Consider the following 17,384-nt stretch of genomic DNA (forward strand, 5'->3'; position numbering starts at 1 on the left):
GAGGCGCTGTCTCATTCCCGCCTTCTCTCCCGCACCGAGGTCATCGGCAGCCTGTCGTCGATCCGGTCGGCCGCCCACTGGTCCCGCACCCAGTCGTGTGCCGGGTCGTCGCGGGCCTGCCAGCGCCGTTCGCCGGGGCCGGCCATCACGTTCAGGCGGTAGAGGTCGTAGCCGGGGGCAGCCATCGAGGGCCCGTGCCAGCCGTACGGGATCAGCACGACGTCCCCGGTGTGCACCTCGGCGCACACGTCGATCGGGCGGTCCTGGTACCCGTACACCCGCTGGTATCCGCAGCCGGGACCGCCCGCCGGCGAGACGGCGACCTCGTAGTAGCAGATCTCCTCCAGCTCGTCGTGTTCGTGCGGCGGGTAGGACGACCAGTTGCCACCCGGCGTGAGCACCTCGCACGCGATCAGCCGGTCGGTCTCGAACGAGCCGGGCGTGCAGAAGTTGTTGACCTGCCGGCTGGCCCGGCCGGATCCGCGGAGTTCGACCGGGACGTCCTCGGCGGCGCCGTAGCGGAACGGCAGGTAACGACCGGCGCGGGCGGCCGGGAGCGCGAAGCGGCCGCCGTTCGGGGCGCGCAGCGTGGCCGTGGTGCCGCGCGGCAGGTAGGCGAAGTCGGTGATCCGGGAGAAGACCGAGCGGCGGCCGGTCAGTGTCATCCGCTCGTCGTCGCAGGCCACGTCACAGCCGCCGATCAGGGGCAGGACCACCACTTCGTCGTCGCCGGTACGGAAGCGCACCCGCCCGCCGACGGAGAGCTGCACCACCCGCAGGCCGGTGTGCTGCCAGCCTGCGCTCTCCGGGGTGACGTGGACGTCGAACGGGCGCTCGGCGGAACTGCCCCGGGGCACCAGTGGGTCGACCCGCGCGTCGGTCATGGACCCGCGCCCCTTCCACCGGTGACAGCCTGTTTCAAGGTAATTACGGGCAGGTGGCCGCCGTCAAGAGCGACTTTAGTTGCGACCGCAAGTAAACCGGCGTACTGTCGGCTTCAAATAGTTGAAGCTTCAACGGAGGCCACCATGCGGATGCCCGCCCTCTTCCTCAGCCACGGCGCACCGCCCCTGGTCGACAGCCCGGTCTGGGTGGAGCAACTCAAGACCCTGGCCGCCGGCCTCCCGCGACCGAAAGCGATCCTGATGGCCTCGGCCCACTGGGAGTCGGCGCCGCTCATGCTCAGCTCCACCTCACCGGTGCCGCTGGTCTACGACTTCGGCGGATTCGCTCAGAAATATTACGAAGTCAAGTACCCGGCTCCCGGCGCTCCCGTGCTCGCCGCCCAGATCGCCGCGCTGATGCCCGACCACCAGACCGTCGCACAGACCAACCGCGGCCTCGACCACGGCGCGTATGTTCCGCTGACCGTCATGTACCCGGACGCCGACATCCCGGTCCTGCAGATGTCCCTGCCCACCCTGGAACCCGACGCACTGCTCGACCTGGGCCGGCGGCTGGCTCCGCTGCGCGACGAGGGGGTGCTGATCGTCGGCTCCGGGTTCACCACGCACGGGCTGCCGTTCCTGCGCGACTGGAGCCCCGAGGCCGCCGCGCCCGGCTGGTCCCGCGAGTTCGACGCGTGGGCGGCCGAGACCCTCGCCCGCGGTGCCGTCGACGAACTGGCCGACTTCCGCGACCGCGCTCCCGGCATGCCGTACGCGCACCCGACCATCGAGCACTTCGCGCCGATGTTCCTCACACTCGGCGCCTCGGAGAACCCGTCGAAAGCGCCCGAACAGCCGATCGACGGCTTCTGGATGGGACTGGCGAAGAGGTCGTTCGTCGCGGCTTGATTCGCGTTTCCCAGCATGTTTGCAGAATCTTTGGAGATCCTGTGAAGCATGCTAGAGGTCTCCGCGCTCGGGTGGATCGTGACCATCGGGGTCATCGTCGCCCTGCTCGCCCTCGATTTGACTCTCGGGGTGCTCCGTCCACACGTCGTCGGCTTCCGCGAAGCCGCCGGCTGGTCAATCTTCTACATCGCCGTCGCGATCGTCTTCGGTGTGGTCTTCGCGAACTTCGCCGGTTGGGATTACGGCACCGAGTACTTCGCCGGGTACATCGTCGAGAAGAGCCTGTCCGTCGACAATCTCTTCGTGTTCGTCATCATCATGACGACCTTCGCCGTGCCCGAGAAGTACCAGCAGGAAGTCCTCACCTTCGGCATCATCATCGCGCTGGTGCTGCGGGTGATCTTCATCGCGCTCGGTGCCGCCCTGCTCAACGCCTTCTCGTTCATGTTCCTGATCTTCGGCCTGATCCTGCTCTACACCGCGGTGCAGTTGTTCCGGCACCGCGACGAGGATCCCGACGTCGACGAGAACGCGCTCGTCAAGACGGCCCGCCGCTTCCTGCCCGTCACCGACGACTTCGTCGACGGCAAAATGATCACCAGGGTCGACGGCAAGCGCATGGTCACGCCGCTGTTCCTGACCTTGCTGGCGATCGGCGGCACCGACCTGCTCTTCGCGCTCGACTCGATCCCCGCGGTCTTCGGCGTCACCGACCAGGCATACATCGTCTTCGTCGCCAACGCCTTCGCGCTACTCGGCCTACGCGCCCTGTTCTTCCTGGTCAAGGGCCTACTCGACCGCTTGGTCTACCTGTCGACGGGCCTGTCGATCATCCTGGCCTTCATCGGTGTGAAGCTCGTCCTGCACTGGGCCCACAAGGACATCAACGAGGCGGTTCCCGAGGTCTCCACCCCGATCTCCCTGGGCGTCATCATCGGCATCCTGATCATCACCACGGTCGCCAGCCTGATGAAATCCAGCAAGGACCCATCCCTCAAGGCCCACCCCGGCAGCCTCCGGGCCTCCCCCGGCTCCGACAAACCCGCCAAGAAATAGCCCACCGCCACACGAGGGGGTCGCCACCCGGCGGCCCCCTACGCCCTTCCCCCAGCGGTACGAGTAATCAGCCCCGCCCGCTCAGCCGGTAGCTCTCCGGATCTGTCGGTCAGCGGGAGTCGTCGGGAGTGTCGGACTCCGTGGCCGGTGTCTGTTCCGGGGCGCGCGGCGCCCTTGGACGAGGCGTCCGACGCTGGACACCAGGCGTACCCGGACCCGCCGAACCACTCCCGACCTGCCCGTTGTCGTCCGCTGCCGGCCTCGACCGTGGAACCCGAGGCGCAGTGCCCGGCGTCCCGTTCTCCGAGGCCGTCTTCCGTGGCCGTGGGGTTCGGGGCCGTGGAGACGGCTTGGGCTTGACCCGTTCTCCGGGCGCGATCCCGCCCTCGGCCACCGGATTCTCGATCCGGTTGTCGACCACCGAAGCCGTGCCGGCTCGCCGCTCGCTCGGCGCCCTCTCCCCGACGCCCAGCCCTGCCTCGGTGCTCTGACCAGGTTCGGCGTTCTGCTCTTCAGACTTCCTCACGGTCTCCGCGGCTTCCGTGGTCGGGTCACCTTCCTCGCGCGTGGAATGAAACGGTGCGGTGTCGATCACTGTGGGCGGGGCGGATTCCCCCCGGGCGAGGGGCGGATGACCGGTACCGATCACCGCGTACACCTCCGGCTTCTCGGTCCGCAGTTTTTTGCCCCAGACGATGCCGAGGATCAGGACCAGCAGGAAGGACAGGGTCGGCGACCACACCTTGGCCAGGTTGTCGCTGCCCAGCAGATCGCCGAAGAACGCCACCGTGATCAGCAGCACGATCCAGAGGAAGACGGTGGAGATCCACGGGGCGATCGAACGCCGCCAGCGGATCTCCGAACTGGGGGTCCGGCGGAAGAACCGGACCACCGCGACCGAGGCGATCGTCATCAGGATCAGGACGCCGAGGCCGCCGGAGACGGTACCGAAGAAGAACAGGTCGGTGGTCGGGTTCCACGCCCCGATCGCGAAGATCAACAGCGCTACCAGGGCCAGCGCGGACTGGGCGAGGGAGGCCGCCACCGGCACGCCCTGCCGGGTGACCGCCAGCGCCGGGGGGAGCACACCCTCACGCGCGACGGTCAGCACGTACCGCGCGACGGTGTGGTGGAAGGCCAGCATCGCGGCGAACAGGCTGGTGGCGAAGAAGATCCGGCCCAGATCGATGATCACCGACGGCAGGTAGGGCTCGGGCAGGAAGAAGAACAGGTCGTTGAGGTGGTTTCCGGCGATCGCGACGATCTGGTCGGGCCCGGCGACGACCGACATCGCCCACGCGGTGCCACCGTAGAGGAACGCCGCCACGATCAGGGTGAACCCGATGGCCCGGGCGATGGTCCGGCGTGGATCGCGAGCTTCGGCGGCATACACCAGGGGCGCCTCGAATCCCACCATGCCCGCAATCGCGGCGACCAGCAGCGACACACCGCCCGCGCTGGCGATCAGTGCGGGGTTGAGGGTGTCGAACGTGACCGTCCCCCCGGCCGGGTTACCGATCATGACCGCGTCGAAGATCAGCACGATCAGCACTTCCGCGCAGACCAGAACGGTCAGGATGCGTGCATTGAGATCAATGTCGATTCGTCCGAGAACCGCGATGACCGCCCACCCGATCAGCGCCAGGATGATCCACGAGATCTCGATCCCGAAGATCGCCAAAGCGTGATGTGCGGCCACACCGAAGGCCCCGTAGAGACCGATCTGCATGGCGTTGTAGGCGAGCAGCGCGACGAAAGCGGTGCCGACCCCGAGAGGCCGGGAAATTCCGATTGCCGCGTACGCGTAGAAAGCGCCACTGTTGGGCACATGCCGGGCCATCGCGGCAAGTCCCACCGCGAAGATCCCGAGAACGGCGGCGACCAGCATGTACGCCACCGGAATGCCTTTCTCACCCACCTGTCCGTACCCCAGCGGCAGGGCTCCGGCCACGACGGTTAGTGGGGTCATGGCTGAAACCGCGATGACGAAGATCGGCCACGTGCCGAGCTTCCGCTCCGGCTGGGGCATGGCGCCTCCCGTGAAATCCAGCAGAGAATCGAAGACCGACTCCATAATGACCTTTAAATCGAATGATCGACATAGAGAAAAGTCGATCTTGATTCGTCTTTCCCTCCGGCTTCAACTACGCCCGCCCCGGCCGCTCGGTTCAGCACTGCCGGATCCCAAAGTTTCACCCGGTCAGGGGTGGGGTACTTTGCCCGGATGCCACTCGGACCCCAGCCGCAAGGCCGCCGCGGCACAGTCGAGGAGCCGTACAGCCCTCTCAACCTTCGACTGGCTCTGGCCGCGTTCGGCTTGGTGGTGTGCACGGTCCTGTCAGCGCTGTTGTTCCGCGCCGGCTGGACCGTCGCCGGTTGGCTGCTGGCAGCGTGGGCGGTCGCCGCCCTGGTCGACATCGTGGTGATCCAACTCCGCCGCCGGGCCCGAGCCCGCACCTCAGCCGACCGCAACCACTCCCTCTTCGAGTAGCCCCGGCGGTCGCGGGTCAGACCAAAGTTTGCGGGCCCCGACCAACGGCCGAAGCGACGACCGCCCGGCGGCACGCACGCTGGGCCGCATGATTACGGTCGACCACCTCACCAAGACGTACGGTGCCCACCGCGCCGTCGATGATGTGTCGTTCACCTGCGAGCCGGGCACGGTCACCGGATTCCTCGGTCCCAACGGCGCCGGCAAATCCACCACGATGCGAATGATCTGTGGTCTCACCCCGCCGACGTCCGGCCGGGCGACCGTGGGCGGCGTGCCGTACCAGCGGCTCGGCAATCCGGGACGGCACATCGGCGTGCTGCTCGACGCGTCCGCCCAGCACGCCGGGCGCACCGGCCGGGAGGTGCTGGCCCTGGCCGCGATGACGATGGGGCTGGACACGGCCCGGGTGACCGGGCGGCTGGCCCGGGTCGGGCTGACCGGAGCCGCCCCGAAACGACGGGTGCGGGCGTACTCGCTGGGCATGCGACAACGACTCGGCCTGGCGTACGCGATGATCGGCGACCCTGCCGTCCTGATCCTGGACGAACCGGCAAACGGTCTGGACCCGGAAGGTATCCACTGGATGCGCGGACTGCTGCGGGATTTCGCGGACCGGGGCGGCACGGTCCTGCTCTCCTCCCACCTGTTGCGCGAGGTCGAGGTGATCGCTGATCGGCTGGTCGTGATCGGCAACGGCCGGATCCTCACCCAGGGCGACAAGGAGAAGCTGCTGAACGCCGCCGGAACGCTGGTCCGCACCGCTGATCCGGCCGCTATCCAGGCTCTGTTGCAGCGCATGGGCCTCACCGGAACCCCCTCGACCGACGGCAGCGTTCTGGTGCCGGCGGACCCGCGGGCCGTCGGCCGGGCCGCCGCGGCCTCCGGAGTAGCGCTGCTGGAGCTGCGACCGGCCGGCGCCGGTGGCCTCGAAGAGATGTTTCTTCGCCTGACCGCCGGTTCCGACCTCGAGGGAGTCTCCCGATGACCACGACCACCTCCGCTTCCGGCCGGCCCCCCGCGACCCCCGGTTCCGACCTGTCCGCCGGTGTGCCCTCAGCCGCCGCCGCGCCAGTCCCCCTGACCCGGCTGACCCTCGTCGAACTGCGCAAACTCGCCGACACACGGGCCGGCATGTGGCTGTTGATCGTGATCGGCCTGGCCACCGCGGCGACGTCGGCGATCCAGTTGGGCTGGGCCGAGAGCAACGAGCAGAACTTCAGCGCTCTGTACGATTTCGGTCTGCTCCCGTCCGCGGTGCTCCTGCCGGTCCTCGGCATCCTGTCGGTGACGAGCGAGTGGTCGCAACGAACCGCGCTGGCGACCTTCACCCTGGTGCCGGCTCGGGGCCGGGTGCTGGCGGCGAAGGTCGTGGCGGGGGTCCTGATCGCGATCGGCTCCGCGGCCGTGACCGTGGCCTGGGCCGCCGGCGCCAACCTGCTGGCCGTCACGATCGGTGGTGACGGAGCTTGGACCATGGACTCGTCGCTGATCTGGCAGAGCCAGCTGGCCCAGGTGATCTCGGTACTGATGGGCATCGGGCTCGGTGCCCTGCTGCTGAACACACCGCTGGCAATCGTCATCTTCTTCGCTCTCCCCACGGTCTGGGCGATTCTCGGCGCGGCCATCAGCGGCCTGCTTGACGTAGCCGCATGGCTGGATATCAACGTGACCTCGCGGGCACTCAGCCAGCCGGACATGACGTCGGGTGAGTGGGCGCGGCTGGCGGTGTCCGTCGGCGTCTGGATGGTGCTCCCGCTGATCCTCGGGACGGTTCGTGTGCTCCGCCGGGAGGTTTCCTGATCCTCAACGGCTGGTGTTGGCGTCACGATCCAGCGATCAGCGGTAGCGTCCCGAGACGTGACGCGTACCCTATTTGCCAGCTTCGCGGCAATTACCGCTTCTATCCCATTGTTCGCTGGCCCGGCGTCGGCCGCGCCACCGACCGTTCCCCTCCCGCTTCCCTCTGCTTCCGACGCGTCGTCCGAGGGCGCGTGGCCGTACGAGGCACAACACCCTGATCGGGACCTGGATCGGCTCACCCTGGACGGTGGGCCGCTTCCCTTTGCCGATCCCACACCTCAGCCGCAAGGACGCAGCGCGGTCCAGACCCCCGAACTCGGCACCGTCCGTAGTTGGGTCGGCCTCAACATGATCGACGACGACGTGTACCGGAAGGACTACACGCTTCGCGGAATCGGCGAACACATCGAGGTCTGGGTCGCGAAGGACGTCGCCTTCCCGGAGAACGACTGCCGCGGCAAGGCCTCCACCGAGATCACCGACGCCCAGGTCGCCGCGCTGGTCCACGAATTCGACAAGACCATCTACCCCAAGGAGACCAAGGCTTTCAGTACGCCGCCGAACCGTGACGGCACCAACGCCGGACTGCCGGGCGAGTTCACCGGGGCGGGGGACCGCACCGTCACTCTCGTCGACAACGTCCGTGACGAGAACTACTTCGACTTCCCGAAGCGGCAGACCTACATCTCCGGCTTCTTCTCCGAGCAGCTCAACGAACTGTTCGACCGCAACGTGATCACGATCGACGCCTTCGACTGGGCGCATCGCACCGGAACGAATCCCGCGCACGAACCGGCCGAGGACCCGTGCACGAGCCGGCCGTCCCGGCCCCGCATGTACGAGTCGACCTTCGCCCACGAGTGGCAGCACCTGCTCGCCTACTACACCGACCCGGACGAGGAGGTGTGGCTCAGCGAAGGGCTCGCGGACTACGCCCAGACGCTCACCGGCTATGTGGACGCGGCCATCGGCGTACATCACCAGGGGTTTGACAACCACATCGTCTGCTACCAGGGCTTCGGCATCGTACGGACCACTTTCAACCCGAACCCGCGCGACTGCGGCGGCCCGTCGAACTCGCTCAACCTCTGGTCCGAAGGGGAGCCGGACGAGGTCCTCGCCGATTACGGCATCGCCTACGGATTCATGCTCTACCTGCAGGACCGATTCGGTACGAAGATCCTCACCGCCCTGCACCAGGACAAGAAGAACCACGGCCTCGCGGCGATCACGGCAGCGCTGCCGAAGAGTGTGAAGGCGCACGACGTCCTGCACGATTTCCAGATCCTGACCCTGGTCGACAAGATCGCCGGTGTGCCCGGCGGAGTCGTGAAGGGTGCCCCCCGCGAACGGGTGACCACCGCGAGTCTGCACACCACGGTGAACCTGAACAACCCGTCGTCCTATGGCAGGGACGGCGTGGCCCCGAACGGCGCTGACTACATCCGACTGCCGAAGGAGTGGCGAACCGTCCGTTTCGACGGTGCCAAAACCCTGCCGGCGACGCCACTGGCGTGGACCATCGACTCCGGAATGCTCTTCTCCGGCAACACCCCGGACACCGACACGACGGCGGCACGGCAGGTCACCGTACCGGCCGCCGATCCCGTCCTTCGTTTCAAGACGACCTATGGGCTGGAGGAGAAGTTCGACTACGGGTACGTCACCGTGTCCAGCGACGGCGGCAAGACCTGGAAGATGCTGAAGGGCGACCGCACCGTCGAGGGCCCGCTCGGTCCGGCGATCACCGGCAAGGCAGCCGATGTCACCCTCAGCTTCGATCTCAAGGCCTACGCCAAGAAGCGCATCCTGATCGGCTTCCGTTACGTCAGTGACGGCGCCGTGAGCATCGGCGGCTGGCACCTCTCCGACGTCAAGATCGGCTCCACCGCGGTCGGCGGCAACACCCTGGACGGATGGAAGTCGCCAACCCAGATCCGCCCGATCCCCGTCGACAACTGGCATGTCACTCTGGTCGGCCTGGCACGTAAGCGGGCCAAAATCGTCCCGCTGACCGATTTCGCCAAGGTCAGCCACTATCCGAAGGTCGTCGCGATCATCGCTTATGACGATCCGACAGGCACGGTGACTCAATTCGCCCCCTACACCTTGAAGATCGACGGCAAGCCGTTCCCGGCCCCTGCCACGAAGCCGAAGTCGTAACCAGCACTCAGGTTCTGTCTCGCGGGCTACGGGCTACGGGCTACGGGCTACGGGCTACGAGCGACGGGTGATACTCCCGGCGCTTGGCGCAAGCCACCGTTTGGACCTCGCCTCACTCCCCCGCAATCCGCGAGACAGAACCGAACTTCTGGAAAGCCGGTGGCCTCCCGGCCTCAGGATCCGCAAGAACACCCGTCCACCGGACAGTCCCAGTCCACCCGGCACTCCTGACCAGGTCATGGTCACCTCGGCGACCGCCACCGCCCGCCGGAGGCCCGGACGGCTCCCTGCCGCTCCCGGCCGCTTCCTGCCAGTGGGCGACCTGCAGAATCAGTCAACCTGGTGGCAGCACTCCGTAGATCAGGGCGGTCGAGCCGGAGCCGGCTCTGTTGATCTGTCCACCACAGAGCACCCAAGCTCCCGTAGCCGGCAGATCCGCAAGGTTGGTGAGAACTTCCAGACTGATCCGCCGCTGGCGGTAGACGAGCCGGGACACCGTGAAACCGGTGTCGGAACTGACGTCGGGGCTGAACGCGTCGGTCCCGGTGCCACCGCGCTCCCCCAGCCGGCCGGTGTCGACCAGCCATCGCACGGCCTCCGGAGCGAAACCCGGGTGTGGGAGAAACCGCTCGGTGCCGAACCGCTCCGCCCACCCGGTCCAGATCACGACCACCGACTCGCCGGGGATACGCCCGTGCACCCGCTCCCACTGCTCCAGGTCGGCCACAGTCACCGCATAGCCCGGGTCGCCGGCGCACTCCGCCCGGACGTCGACCCTAACGACCGGCCGGAACAGATCCTCCGGGGTCATCTCGTCAGCGAGCAGTCCGCCTGGAGTGAAGTGGCCCGGGGCACCCCAGTGGGTGCCGGTGTGCTCACTGGCGAACACCGCTTGTAGATAGAAGCCCTCGTCTTCCAGGGTCGCGACCGTCTCCAGGCGCGGCGGTGGATCGCCCGGATAGACGCTCACCCGGGCCGGGTCGTTGATATGCGACAGGCTGACCAGCCGCAATCTCGCCAGCACGGCGTCATCAGTGATGGCAATTCCACTCATCAGCACACCCACCTGTCGTCAGCACTCGCCTGCCCGCACGGGCGCTCGGCCCACCGAGAACCCGGATCACCCGAAACCCGCACTCCAGGTCTCGGCCATCCAGGTCTCGGCCATCCAAGACTCAGCTCTCCAGAACTCGCCCGAAGCGGCCGGCGATCCATCTGGCCACCATACCGCCATTGACAGTGTCAGAGTGACAGTGTCATTCTCTGGGCATGTGGACGATGGAGCAGTTGGTCGAGAGGGTCAGCGTGGCCCTGGCCGCGGAGTACCCAGGCGCACCCAACGGCCGCGTCCGGGAGGTGCCCGATCGCAGATCGATCCGGTGGTATACGACGATCGGCCTGGTCGACCGGCCGCTCGGCACTCGCGGGCGCACCGTCTTCTACGGGCCGCGTCATCTTCTGCAACTCGTCGCGATCAAGCGGCGGCAGGCCGCTGGCCTCACACTCGCCGAGATCCAGACCGAACTGGCCGGGGCCTCGGAGGACACCCTGACCGAGGTCGCCCGTGTTCCGGGCGGCTTGCTCGCCACTGAGGCGCCGCATGGCGACTCCACGGCACGGCCGCTGTTCTGGAAGGCCACGCCCGCCACACCCGCAGAGACCGGACTCCCCGTCCCGCCGACCCTCGCCGACGATCACCACCTCAACGACGCCGGCCCGCCCGGCAATACCCGCCAGGCGCTGGCAGCCGCACTCGCGGAGGTCGACGAGCAGTCGGCCCCGCTCCCCGGACTGATCACCGGCATTCCGCTCGGCAGCGGTGTGATCCTGCTACTGCCCCGGCACGCCACCGACATCGACCGTGACGACATCACCGCAGCCGCCCGGCCCCTGCTAGACCTGCTCGCTTCCCGCGGGCTCACCGATGGGAGAGATTCATGATCATTTCTGTGAACCCGATGGGACCGGCCGAACTGGAACGCCAACGGCCCATGGACGACGCCGGCCTCGGCGCGCTGCTTACTGACCGCGGCAACCTGCCACTCGACCGTCTCGACGTCCGCGTCTCCATCAGTGGTCTGCTGGTGCGGACCGAGCTGACCACCGAATTCGTCAACGCCCACGACACCGCGCTCGAGGCGACCTACGTCTTCCCACTGCCCGATCGCGCCGCCGTCACCGGCATGACGATGACCGCCGACGACCGTGTCGTCACCGCCGAGCTACACGAGCGCGGAGCTGCCCGGGAGCAGTATGACCAGGCGATCGCCGCGGGCCAGCGGGCCTCCATCGCCGAGGAGGAGCGGCCGGACGTCTTCACCATGCGAGTCGGCAACATCCCGCCGGGTGAGCGTGTCGTCGTACGCCTGCGGCTCGTCGGCCCGCTGGCATACGAGGACGGTGCCGCGACCTTCCGTTTCCCGCTGGTGGTCGCACCGCGATACGTCCCCGGCATCCCGCTCGGTGGACCGCAGGCCGGTGACGGTCAGGAGCCCGACACCGATGCCGTTCCGGACGCGTCACGCATCTCGCCACCGGTTCTGCTGCCCGGTTTCCCCAACCCGCTTCGGCTGTCCATCGGCGTCGACATCGACCCGGCCGGCCTGGAGCTGGGCGACGTGCGTTCCAGCCTGCACACGGTCACCGAGCAGGGCGGGACCCTGCGGATCGCGCCGGGTGAGCGGGCCGACCGTGACTTCGTGCTCCGGCTGGCCTACTCCCCCGGTTCGGAGTCCGCCATCACCGTCGCCGACGAGGACGGCGAGCAGGGCACGTACCAGCTCGTGGTCCTTCCGCCGGAGGCCACCGCGGCGCCGCGCCCGAAGGATGTGGTGCTGCTTCTGGACCGTTCCGGCAGCATGGGCGGATGGAAGATGGTGGCCGCCCGGCGGGCTGCCGCTCGCGTGATCGACACGTTGACCGCAGTCGACCGGTTCTCGGTAATCACTTTCGACCACACCGTCGAGTGGCCGGAGCGTCTGGGCAACGGTCTCGTCGAAGCCACCGACCGCAACCGCTACCGGGCCGTCGAGCACCTGGCCCGTGCTGACGCCCGTGGCGGCACCGAGATGCTCAGCCCTCTCACCACCGCCCTCGCCATGCTGTCGGACAACCCCGGCCGCGACCGGGTGCTGGTGCTGGTCACCGACGGCCAGGTCGGCAACGAGGACCAGATCGTGAAACAGGTCAGCCCGCTGATCGGCGGGATCCGGGTGCACACCGTCGGTATCGACCGGGCGGTCAATGCCGGCTTCCTGGGCCGGCTCGCCGCGATCGGCGCCGGACGTGCGGAGCTGGTGGAGAGCGAAGACCGCCTGGACGAAGCGATGGAACAGATCCACCGGCGGATCGGCGCGCCCGTCGTCACGGGCCTCACCGTGGCCGGCGAGGGTTTCACACCGATCGACGGCACGCGCACCCCGGTTCGGCTGCCGGGCCTCTACCCGGGCGTGCCGCTAGTGATCACCGGGCGCTATTCGGGCACGGCCGAAGGCTCGCTCGCGGTGACCGGGCGAACTCGCGACGACCAGGAGTTCCGGACCACTGTCCCGGTTCAGAGCCGGTCCGAGTCGGCAGTCACCTCACTGTGGGCACGTGCAAGGCTGCGGGACCTGGAGGATGCGTACGCCTCAGGGGACCACTCGCTGGAGACGGAGATCGTCGGCACATCGCTGCGATTCGGGGTGCTGTGCCGCTTCACCGCTTTCGTGGCCGTGGACCAGCGGGTCGTGAACGAGGGCGGCCAGACCCGGCGTGTCACTCAACCTGTCGAACTGCCGTCCGGGTGGGAGACGCCAGCCCCGGTCGCGCCGGCGTTCCACATGGTCGCGGCTTCGTCGCCGTTCCCCGGAGCGGCCGCCCCGATGGCGGCACCGCTGGCCATGCCGCCGCGCCCGGTCTCCCCAGGTGCTCCGGCGCCGGGCCGGCCCGGAGGCACACCGACGTGGGCCGGCCGTCCGGGAGGCGCGCCCATGCGGGCAGGAAGTTCCTACGCCGCGAAGTCCGGCCCGACCGCTGTTCCCCCGGCCCCGCCCGCCTCAAGCGCACCGCCCGCCTCAAGCGCACCGGCTGGCTCGAGCACACCGGCTGGCTGGGCCGATACCCAGGCGCACGCCGACTCGGGTCCGGCGGGTGGCCGGGCCGCTGACGAGGCCTCGGCCGACAGCAGTTCCTTCGGCGCGGCCCCCACGGTCGGCGGGGCAACTCCAGGGGCTAGCGGGGCGGCTCCCGCGGTCGGCGGTGTGCAGCCGGAAGCCGACGCTGGTGCTGTTCCTCGCGGCGTCGCACCGGCTGGCCCAGGCCCAGTGGGTTTCACCGGCCCGGTGAGCCGTTCCCGGCCTGCAGGTGTTCTGGGACGGCGGGCCCGCGGTTCCGCACCGGGCGACAGCGGTCTGGCTGTCGACGAGTTGCGCGAGCTGGCTGCCATTGAGGTGACCCGGCTACGTGAGGCCGCGCAGCAGCCGGTGCTCGACCGGCGTGACCTGCTCGACGACCTCACCAGCCGCTTGTCGGTGCTGCTGGAGCCGGTCGCGGACGCGGACGCCGATCCCGTCCGCGAGCTGGTGAAACTCCTCAGGGGAGACGCCAGCCTCGAGGAGAGGTGGGCGACCGCGATCCGGGTGCTGGAGGCGTTCGCCGCTGGCAAGGCCGTCAAGAAGCGTCCCTTCTGGAAGGCCTGACCCACACCGGAGTCTCGGGTCCCACGGCAGGAGCCATCCAGCCGATGCCGTGGGACCCGAGAACCCGGCACTTCCACCGTCAAAGACGCGGCTGTAGCCGCATTCCCGGCGCCCCTGAGTTCGGCTCCTGAACAGCCCGGGCGACCGGATCCGGAGGGGATCGAGAAGTGACGGATATCAGCCGACCTCGGCCTCACGTTGGTGGGCGGGTGCCGGTAAGTTGGGGCACCGACGACGGACCTGGGGATGGGAACGCCAAGTGGGTGACGAACTAGGCGACGATCGCGATCCGCTACTGGTGCGGCCGTTCGTCTTGCCGGACGGTGCTCGGCATGAGCCAATGCCGTCCACATCCACCTGGCCGGCTCAGCCGAACTCCGGCGACCAACAGACACAGCTACTTCCCGCTGTTTCAGCGGTGCCGTCTGTGCTGCATGAACCGGCCGGTTCGCAGCGGTGGCGGCCTCTGATCCTGATCGGGGCGGGGGTCGCGGCGGTGGCCAGCATCGCCGGCTATGCGCTGCTACGGCCGGCGACCAATACCGGCGAGTGGGTCTCGCAGCCGGGCCTGTCGTTGCCTGCGGCGGTCGGACCGAGCATCGCGGGCAGCGACACCGAGAATGCCGCGCCCACTCAGGGCCAGCCCGGCGACTTTGCCGGCGGCACCGACGGCGATTCCGGCTCCTCGACAGTGACTCGAACCAACTCACCCAAGCCCGCGGCCGGCGGCGGGACGGCGAGTCAGTCGGTTGCGGCATCCCCTGCGGTCAGTGGCAGTCCCGCGTCATCGGTGACTTCAGGGCCGCCGATCAGTCTTCTGCCGAGTGCGATCCCTACCGGGCAAGGCATGCTGGCCAACGGCAGCGGGCTCTGTCTGGACCTTCGCGGTGGCCGCGCCGCCGAGGGCCGGGACGTGCATGTCGACACCTGTAACGGGACCAGCCCGCAGCGCTGGAAACTGAACTCGGATCGGACTCTCGAGGTGCTGAACATGTGCGCCTACCTGGTGGGCGACGGAACCGCCGAACTGACCCGCTGCGACGGGCGGACCACCGCACAGTGGCAGTTGTTCGCCAACGGAACGCTGATCAACATGTCAAACGGGCTGTGCCTCACCGACCCGAACTCCGGCACCCGAACATCCACCGCCGTCACCGTAACCGTCTGCACGGGCAGCAAAAACCAGTCCTGGACCTTCACCTGAGCCTCGTCGCAGCGACACACCGAGCACGCGTTTCGCGGTGCAGGCAGATCCAGGCCCAGGATAGGAATCGGAGCCAAGGCTGGCGCCGGGCAAGCGTGACGCGAAGCGGCGCCGAAGCAGCGCGACGCCGGGCTCGATCTGGGGAACGGACCGGGTCCGGGCTGACCGAAGCACCATGCGGCCTGTGGGTGGCACGGATTCGGCGTGGGGGCCCGGGCAGGGCAGGCCCGGCCAGAGCGGCAGCGATGGAGTCCGGATCGCGGACGACACCCACCTGACGACCGCCGGCAGGACAGGGCAGAGCCGAACAGGGCAGAGAACGGCAGGGAACGGCGAAGGCTTCGCTGGACGCACCGGAGCGGTGCGGGGCGCGGCATGACCGGCATGACCGGCATGAACGGAAGCGAAAGGGCCGGGCTGAGCGGTAGGTGGGCTGGCCCGTTCGGGAGCGGCTTGAGGGCTGGGGCTTGCTGTTTTTGCGGCTGGCTGGGAAGTCGGGGAACCGAACGAACGCTAAAGTGATCGAATCGTAGGGTTAACAGTGGTGTTTGAGGCGACGCCTGCTTCTAGGGTCGTCTGGTGATCTCCGTGCCTCTCCGTATCGCCCTGTTGTCGTATCGCAGCAAGCCGCACAGCGGGGGCCAGGGGATCTATGTACGGCACCTCTCCCGGGAACTGGTAGGGCTCGGGCACCAGGTAGAGGTCTTCTCCGGGCCGCCGTTGCCGGAGTTGGACGAAGGTGTCGGGCTGACCGTTCTGCCGAGTCTCGATCTTTATCGGGACTCTGATCCGTTTCGGACGCCTCGGCGCGAGGAATTCACGTCGGCCGTTGATGTGCTCGAGTTCGCGGCCATGTGTACGGGGGCGTTTCCGGAACCGTTGACGTTTTCGCTTCGGGCCTGGCTGCATCTGAAGGAGCGGTTGGGCGAGTTCGACATCGTTCACGACAATCAGTGCCTGGGGTACGGGCTGTTGCCGCTCGGGCGGCTGGGAACGCCACTGGTGGCGACCATTCATCATCCGATCACCGTGGACCGGGATCTGGAACTGGCGGCCGCGCCGGACTGGAAGCGGCGGATGTCGCTGCGGCGGTGGTACGCGTTCACCCGGATGCAGGGGCGGGTAGCGAAGCGTCTGCCCTGGTTGACCACGGTTTCGAATGCGGCCCGGGACGAGATCGTCGAGGCGTTCGGGGTTTCTCCGGAGCAGCTGAGTGTCATCGGGGTCGGCGTCGACACCGACACGTTCAAGCCGGCGGGACAAGAGCAGCCGAGGAGGATCCCAGCGGGAGACCCGGCCGGTGAGAGCGCCGGAGGAAGCACGGCCGGTGAGGACACGCCTAGGAGCACGGCGGCTGAGGACACGGGTGGGAGCCCGGCGAGCGAGGACACAGTTGGAGACGGGGCCGGTGAAGGCACGGCCGAAAGCACGATCAGCGCGAGCACGACCGACGCCAGCCCGGCCAGTGAGGGCACGACCGTCGGTGAGAGCACTGCCACTGGTGAGAGCACTGCCGGAGGCATGGCGGGCGAGCACACGGCCGGGCGCGTGGTCGGGGGCGCTGCCGGGAAAGGCTCTGGGGAACGAGGGCGGATTGTTTCGGTGGCTAGTGCCGACGTGCCGCTCAAAGGGCTTCCGGAGCTGATCGAAGCGGTGGCCAAGCTTCGGGCTGAACGCGACGTCGAACTTGTCGTGGTCGGCACGGCGCGGCCGGATGGTCCCGCTGCCCAGGCGATCGGACGGTTGGGGCTGGGGGAATCGGTTCGGTTCGTCTCCGGGATCACTGACGAGGAACTTGCTGATCTTTTCCGGTCGGCGACGGTCGCTGCGGTGCCGTCTCGGTACGAGGGGTTCTCGCTGCCTGCGGTTGAGGCGATGGCGTGTGGGATTCCGCTGGTCGTCACCACCGCCGGGGCGCTGCCGGAGGTGGCCGGGCCGGACGGGCTGGCGTCTCTGCATGTGCCGCCGGGTGATGCCGGGGCATTGGCCGCGGCGATCGGGCGGCTGCTCGACGATGGGGATCTGCGCCGCCGGCTCGGTGCGGAGGGTCGCAAGCGGGTGGTTGAACATTTCACTTGGCGGCGGACCGCGATCCGGACCGCCGAGTGGTACTCCGAGGCGATCGCGGCGAAAATCCAGGCCCGAGAGTCCGCGAAGCCGCGAGCGGCCGCGAAGCCCCGATAGTCCGGGGA

The 17,384-nt window shown here is 68.2% G+C and carries 13 protein-coding genes; 10 read left to right on the forward strand and 3 right to left on the reverse strand.

Annotated elements, in window-relative coordinates; genetic code table 11:
* Positions 1-11: 11 nt before the first annotated feature.
* Positions 12-884 (reverse strand): 5-deoxy-glucuronate isomerase, encoded by an 873-nt coding sequence (iolB, locus tag BLU81_RS16660; RefSeq protein ID WP_092545512.1) that lies wholly within the window; start codon positions 882-884, stop codon positions 12-14.
* Between the two features lie 144 nt (positions 885-1,028).
* Between iolB and BLU81_RS16665 the strand changes: the two genes are divergently transcribed.
* Both BLU81_RS16665 and BLU81_RS16670 read left to right on the forward strand, forming a co-directional pair.
* Positions 1,029-1,796: a dioxygenase family protein gene (locus BLU81_RS16665; RefSeq protein ID WP_197686249.1), complete on the forward strand. Its 768-nt coding sequence runs from the start codon at positions 1,029-1,031 to the stop codon at positions 1,794-1,796.
* Positions 1,797-1,844: 48 nt separating this feature from the next.
* A complete protein-coding gene (locus BLU81_RS16670) occupies positions 1,845-2,852 on the forward strand; it encodes a TerC family protein (protein WP_092545513.1) in 1,008 nt (335 codons plus the stop codon).
* Positions 2,853-2,961: 109 nt separating this feature from the next.
* Here the strand turns inward: BLU81_RS16670 and BLU81_RS16675 are convergent, their stop codons facing one another.
* A complete protein-coding gene (locus tag BLU81_RS16675) occupies positions 2,962-4,926 on the reverse strand; it encodes an APC family permease (RefSeq protein WP_307833784.1) in 1,965 nt (654 codons plus the stop codon).
* 150 nt (positions 4,927-5,076) lie between these two features.
* Between BLU81_RS16675 and BLU81_RS16680 the strand changes: the two genes are divergently transcribed.
* The 4 genes from BLU81_RS16680 (at position 5,077) to BLU81_RS16695 (ending at position 9,309) form a co-directional block, all read left to right on the forward strand.
* A complete protein-coding gene (locus tag BLU81_RS16680; RefSeq protein ID WP_092545514.1) occupies positions 5,077-5,343 on the forward strand; it encodes a hypothetical protein in 267 nt (88 codons plus the stop codon).
* A gap of 88 nt (positions 5,344-5,431) precedes the next feature.
* Entirely contained in the window at positions 5,432-6,331 is a 900-nt protein-coding gene (locus BLU81_RS16685; protein WP_092557202.1) for an ABC transporter ATP-binding protein, read from the forward strand.
* On the forward strand, positions 6,328-7,146 hold the full coding sequence (locus BLU81_RS16690) for an ABC transporter permease (protein ID WP_231954591.1): 819 nt from the start codon (positions 6,328-6,330) through the stop codon (positions 7,144-7,146). The genes BLU81_RS16685 and BLU81_RS16690 overlap by 4 nt, the downstream gene beginning before the upstream one ends.
* 57 nt (positions 7,147-7,203) lie before the next feature.
* The gene (locus tag BLU81_RS16695; RefSeq protein ID WP_092545515.1) at positions 7,204-9,309 is read left to right on the forward strand and encodes a M6 family metallopeptidase; all 2,106 of its coding nucleotides are present in this window, start codon (positions 7,204-7,206) and stop codon (positions 9,307-9,309) included.
* A 334-nt stretch (positions 9,310-9,643) separates the two neighbouring features.
* On the opposite strand, the gene BLU81_RS16700 is transcribed toward BLU81_RS16695, so the two are convergent.
* Positions 9,644-10,363: a cyclase family protein gene (locus tag BLU81_RS16700; RefSeq protein WP_092557206.1), complete on the reverse strand. Its 720-nt coding sequence runs from the start codon at positions 10,361-10,363 to the stop codon at positions 9,644-9,646.
* Positions 10,364-10,578: 215 nt separating this feature from the next.
* Here BLU81_RS16700 and BLU81_RS16705 point away from each other — a divergent pair, with 215 nt between their 5' ends.
* The 4 genes from BLU81_RS16705 (at position 10,579) to BLU81_RS50695 (ending at position 17,376) form a co-directional block, all read left to right on the forward strand.
* On the forward strand, positions 10,579-11,250 hold the full coding sequence (locus BLU81_RS16705) for a helix-turn-helix domain-containing protein (RefSeq protein WP_092545516.1): 672 nt from the start codon (positions 10,579-10,581) through the stop codon (positions 11,248-11,250).
* Complete coding sequence (locus tag BLU81_RS16710) at positions 11,247-13,988, forward strand: VIT domain-containing protein (protein WP_092545517.1); 2,742 nt, start codon at positions 11,247-11,249, stop codon at positions 13,986-13,988. Before BLU81_RS16705 ends, BLU81_RS16710 begins: the two co-directional genes overlap by 4 nt.
* Positions 13,989-14,484: 496 nt before the next feature.
* Positions 14,485-15,192: an RICIN domain-containing protein gene (locus tag BLU81_RS16715; protein ID WP_157751632.1), complete on the forward strand. Its 708-nt coding sequence runs from the start codon at positions 14,485-14,487 to the stop codon at positions 15,190-15,192.
* A 579-nt stretch (positions 15,193-15,771) separates the two neighbouring features.
* A complete protein-coding gene (locus BLU81_RS50695; RefSeq protein ID WP_092545519.1) occupies positions 15,772-17,376 on the forward strand; it encodes a glycosyltransferase family 4 protein in 1,605 nt (534 codons plus the stop codon).
* Positions 17,377-17,384 lie beyond the last annotated feature (8 nt).

The organism is Actinoplanes derwentensis (genome assembly GCF_900104725.1).
In the GTDB taxonomy this organism is placed as follows: domain Bacteria; phylum Actinomycetota; class Actinomycetes; order Mycobacteriales; family Micromonosporaceae; genus Actinoplanes; species Actinoplanes derwentensis.

Bases quoted from the DNA above. Each gene is read 5' to 3' on its own strand.
- iolB (WP_092545512.1), bottom strand. From the start codon at position 884: ATGACCGACGCGCGGGTCGACCCACTGGTGCCCCGGGGCAGTTCCGCC.
- BLU81_RS16665 (WP_197686249.1), top strand. From the start codon at position 1,029: ATGCGGATGCCCGCCCTCTTCCTCAGCCACGGCGCACCGCCCCTGGTC.
- BLU81_RS16670 (WP_092545513.1), top strand. From the start codon at position 1,845: ATGCTAGAGGTCTCCGCGCTCGGGTGGATCGTGACCATCGGGGTCATC.
- BLU81_RS16675 (WP_307833784.1), bottom strand. From the start codon at position 4,926: ATGGAGTCGGTCTTCGATTCTCTGCTGGATTTCACGGGAGGCGCCATG.
- BLU81_RS16680 (WP_092545514.1), top strand. From the start codon at position 5,077: ATGCCACTCGGACCCCAGCCGCAAGGCCGCCGCGGCACAGTCGAGGAG.
- BLU81_RS16685 (WP_092557202.1), top strand. From the start codon at position 5,432: ATGATTACGGTCGACCACCTCACCAAGACGTACGGTGCCCACCGCGCC.
- BLU81_RS16690 (WP_231954591.1), top strand. From the start codon at position 6,328: ATGACCACGACCACCTCCGCTTCCGGCCGGCCCCCCGCGACCCCCGGT.
- BLU81_RS16700 (WP_092557206.1), bottom strand. From the start codon at position 10,363: ATGAGTGGAATTGCCATCACTGATGACGCCGTGCTGGCGAGATTGCGG.
- BLU81_RS16705 (WP_092545516.1), top strand. From the start codon at position 10,579: ATGTGGACGATGGAGCAGTTGGTCGAGAGGGTCAGCGTGGCCCTGGCC.
- BLU81_RS16710 (WP_092545517.1), top strand. From the start codon at position 11,247: ATGATCATTTCTGTGAACCCGATGGGACCGGCCGAACTGGAACGCCAA.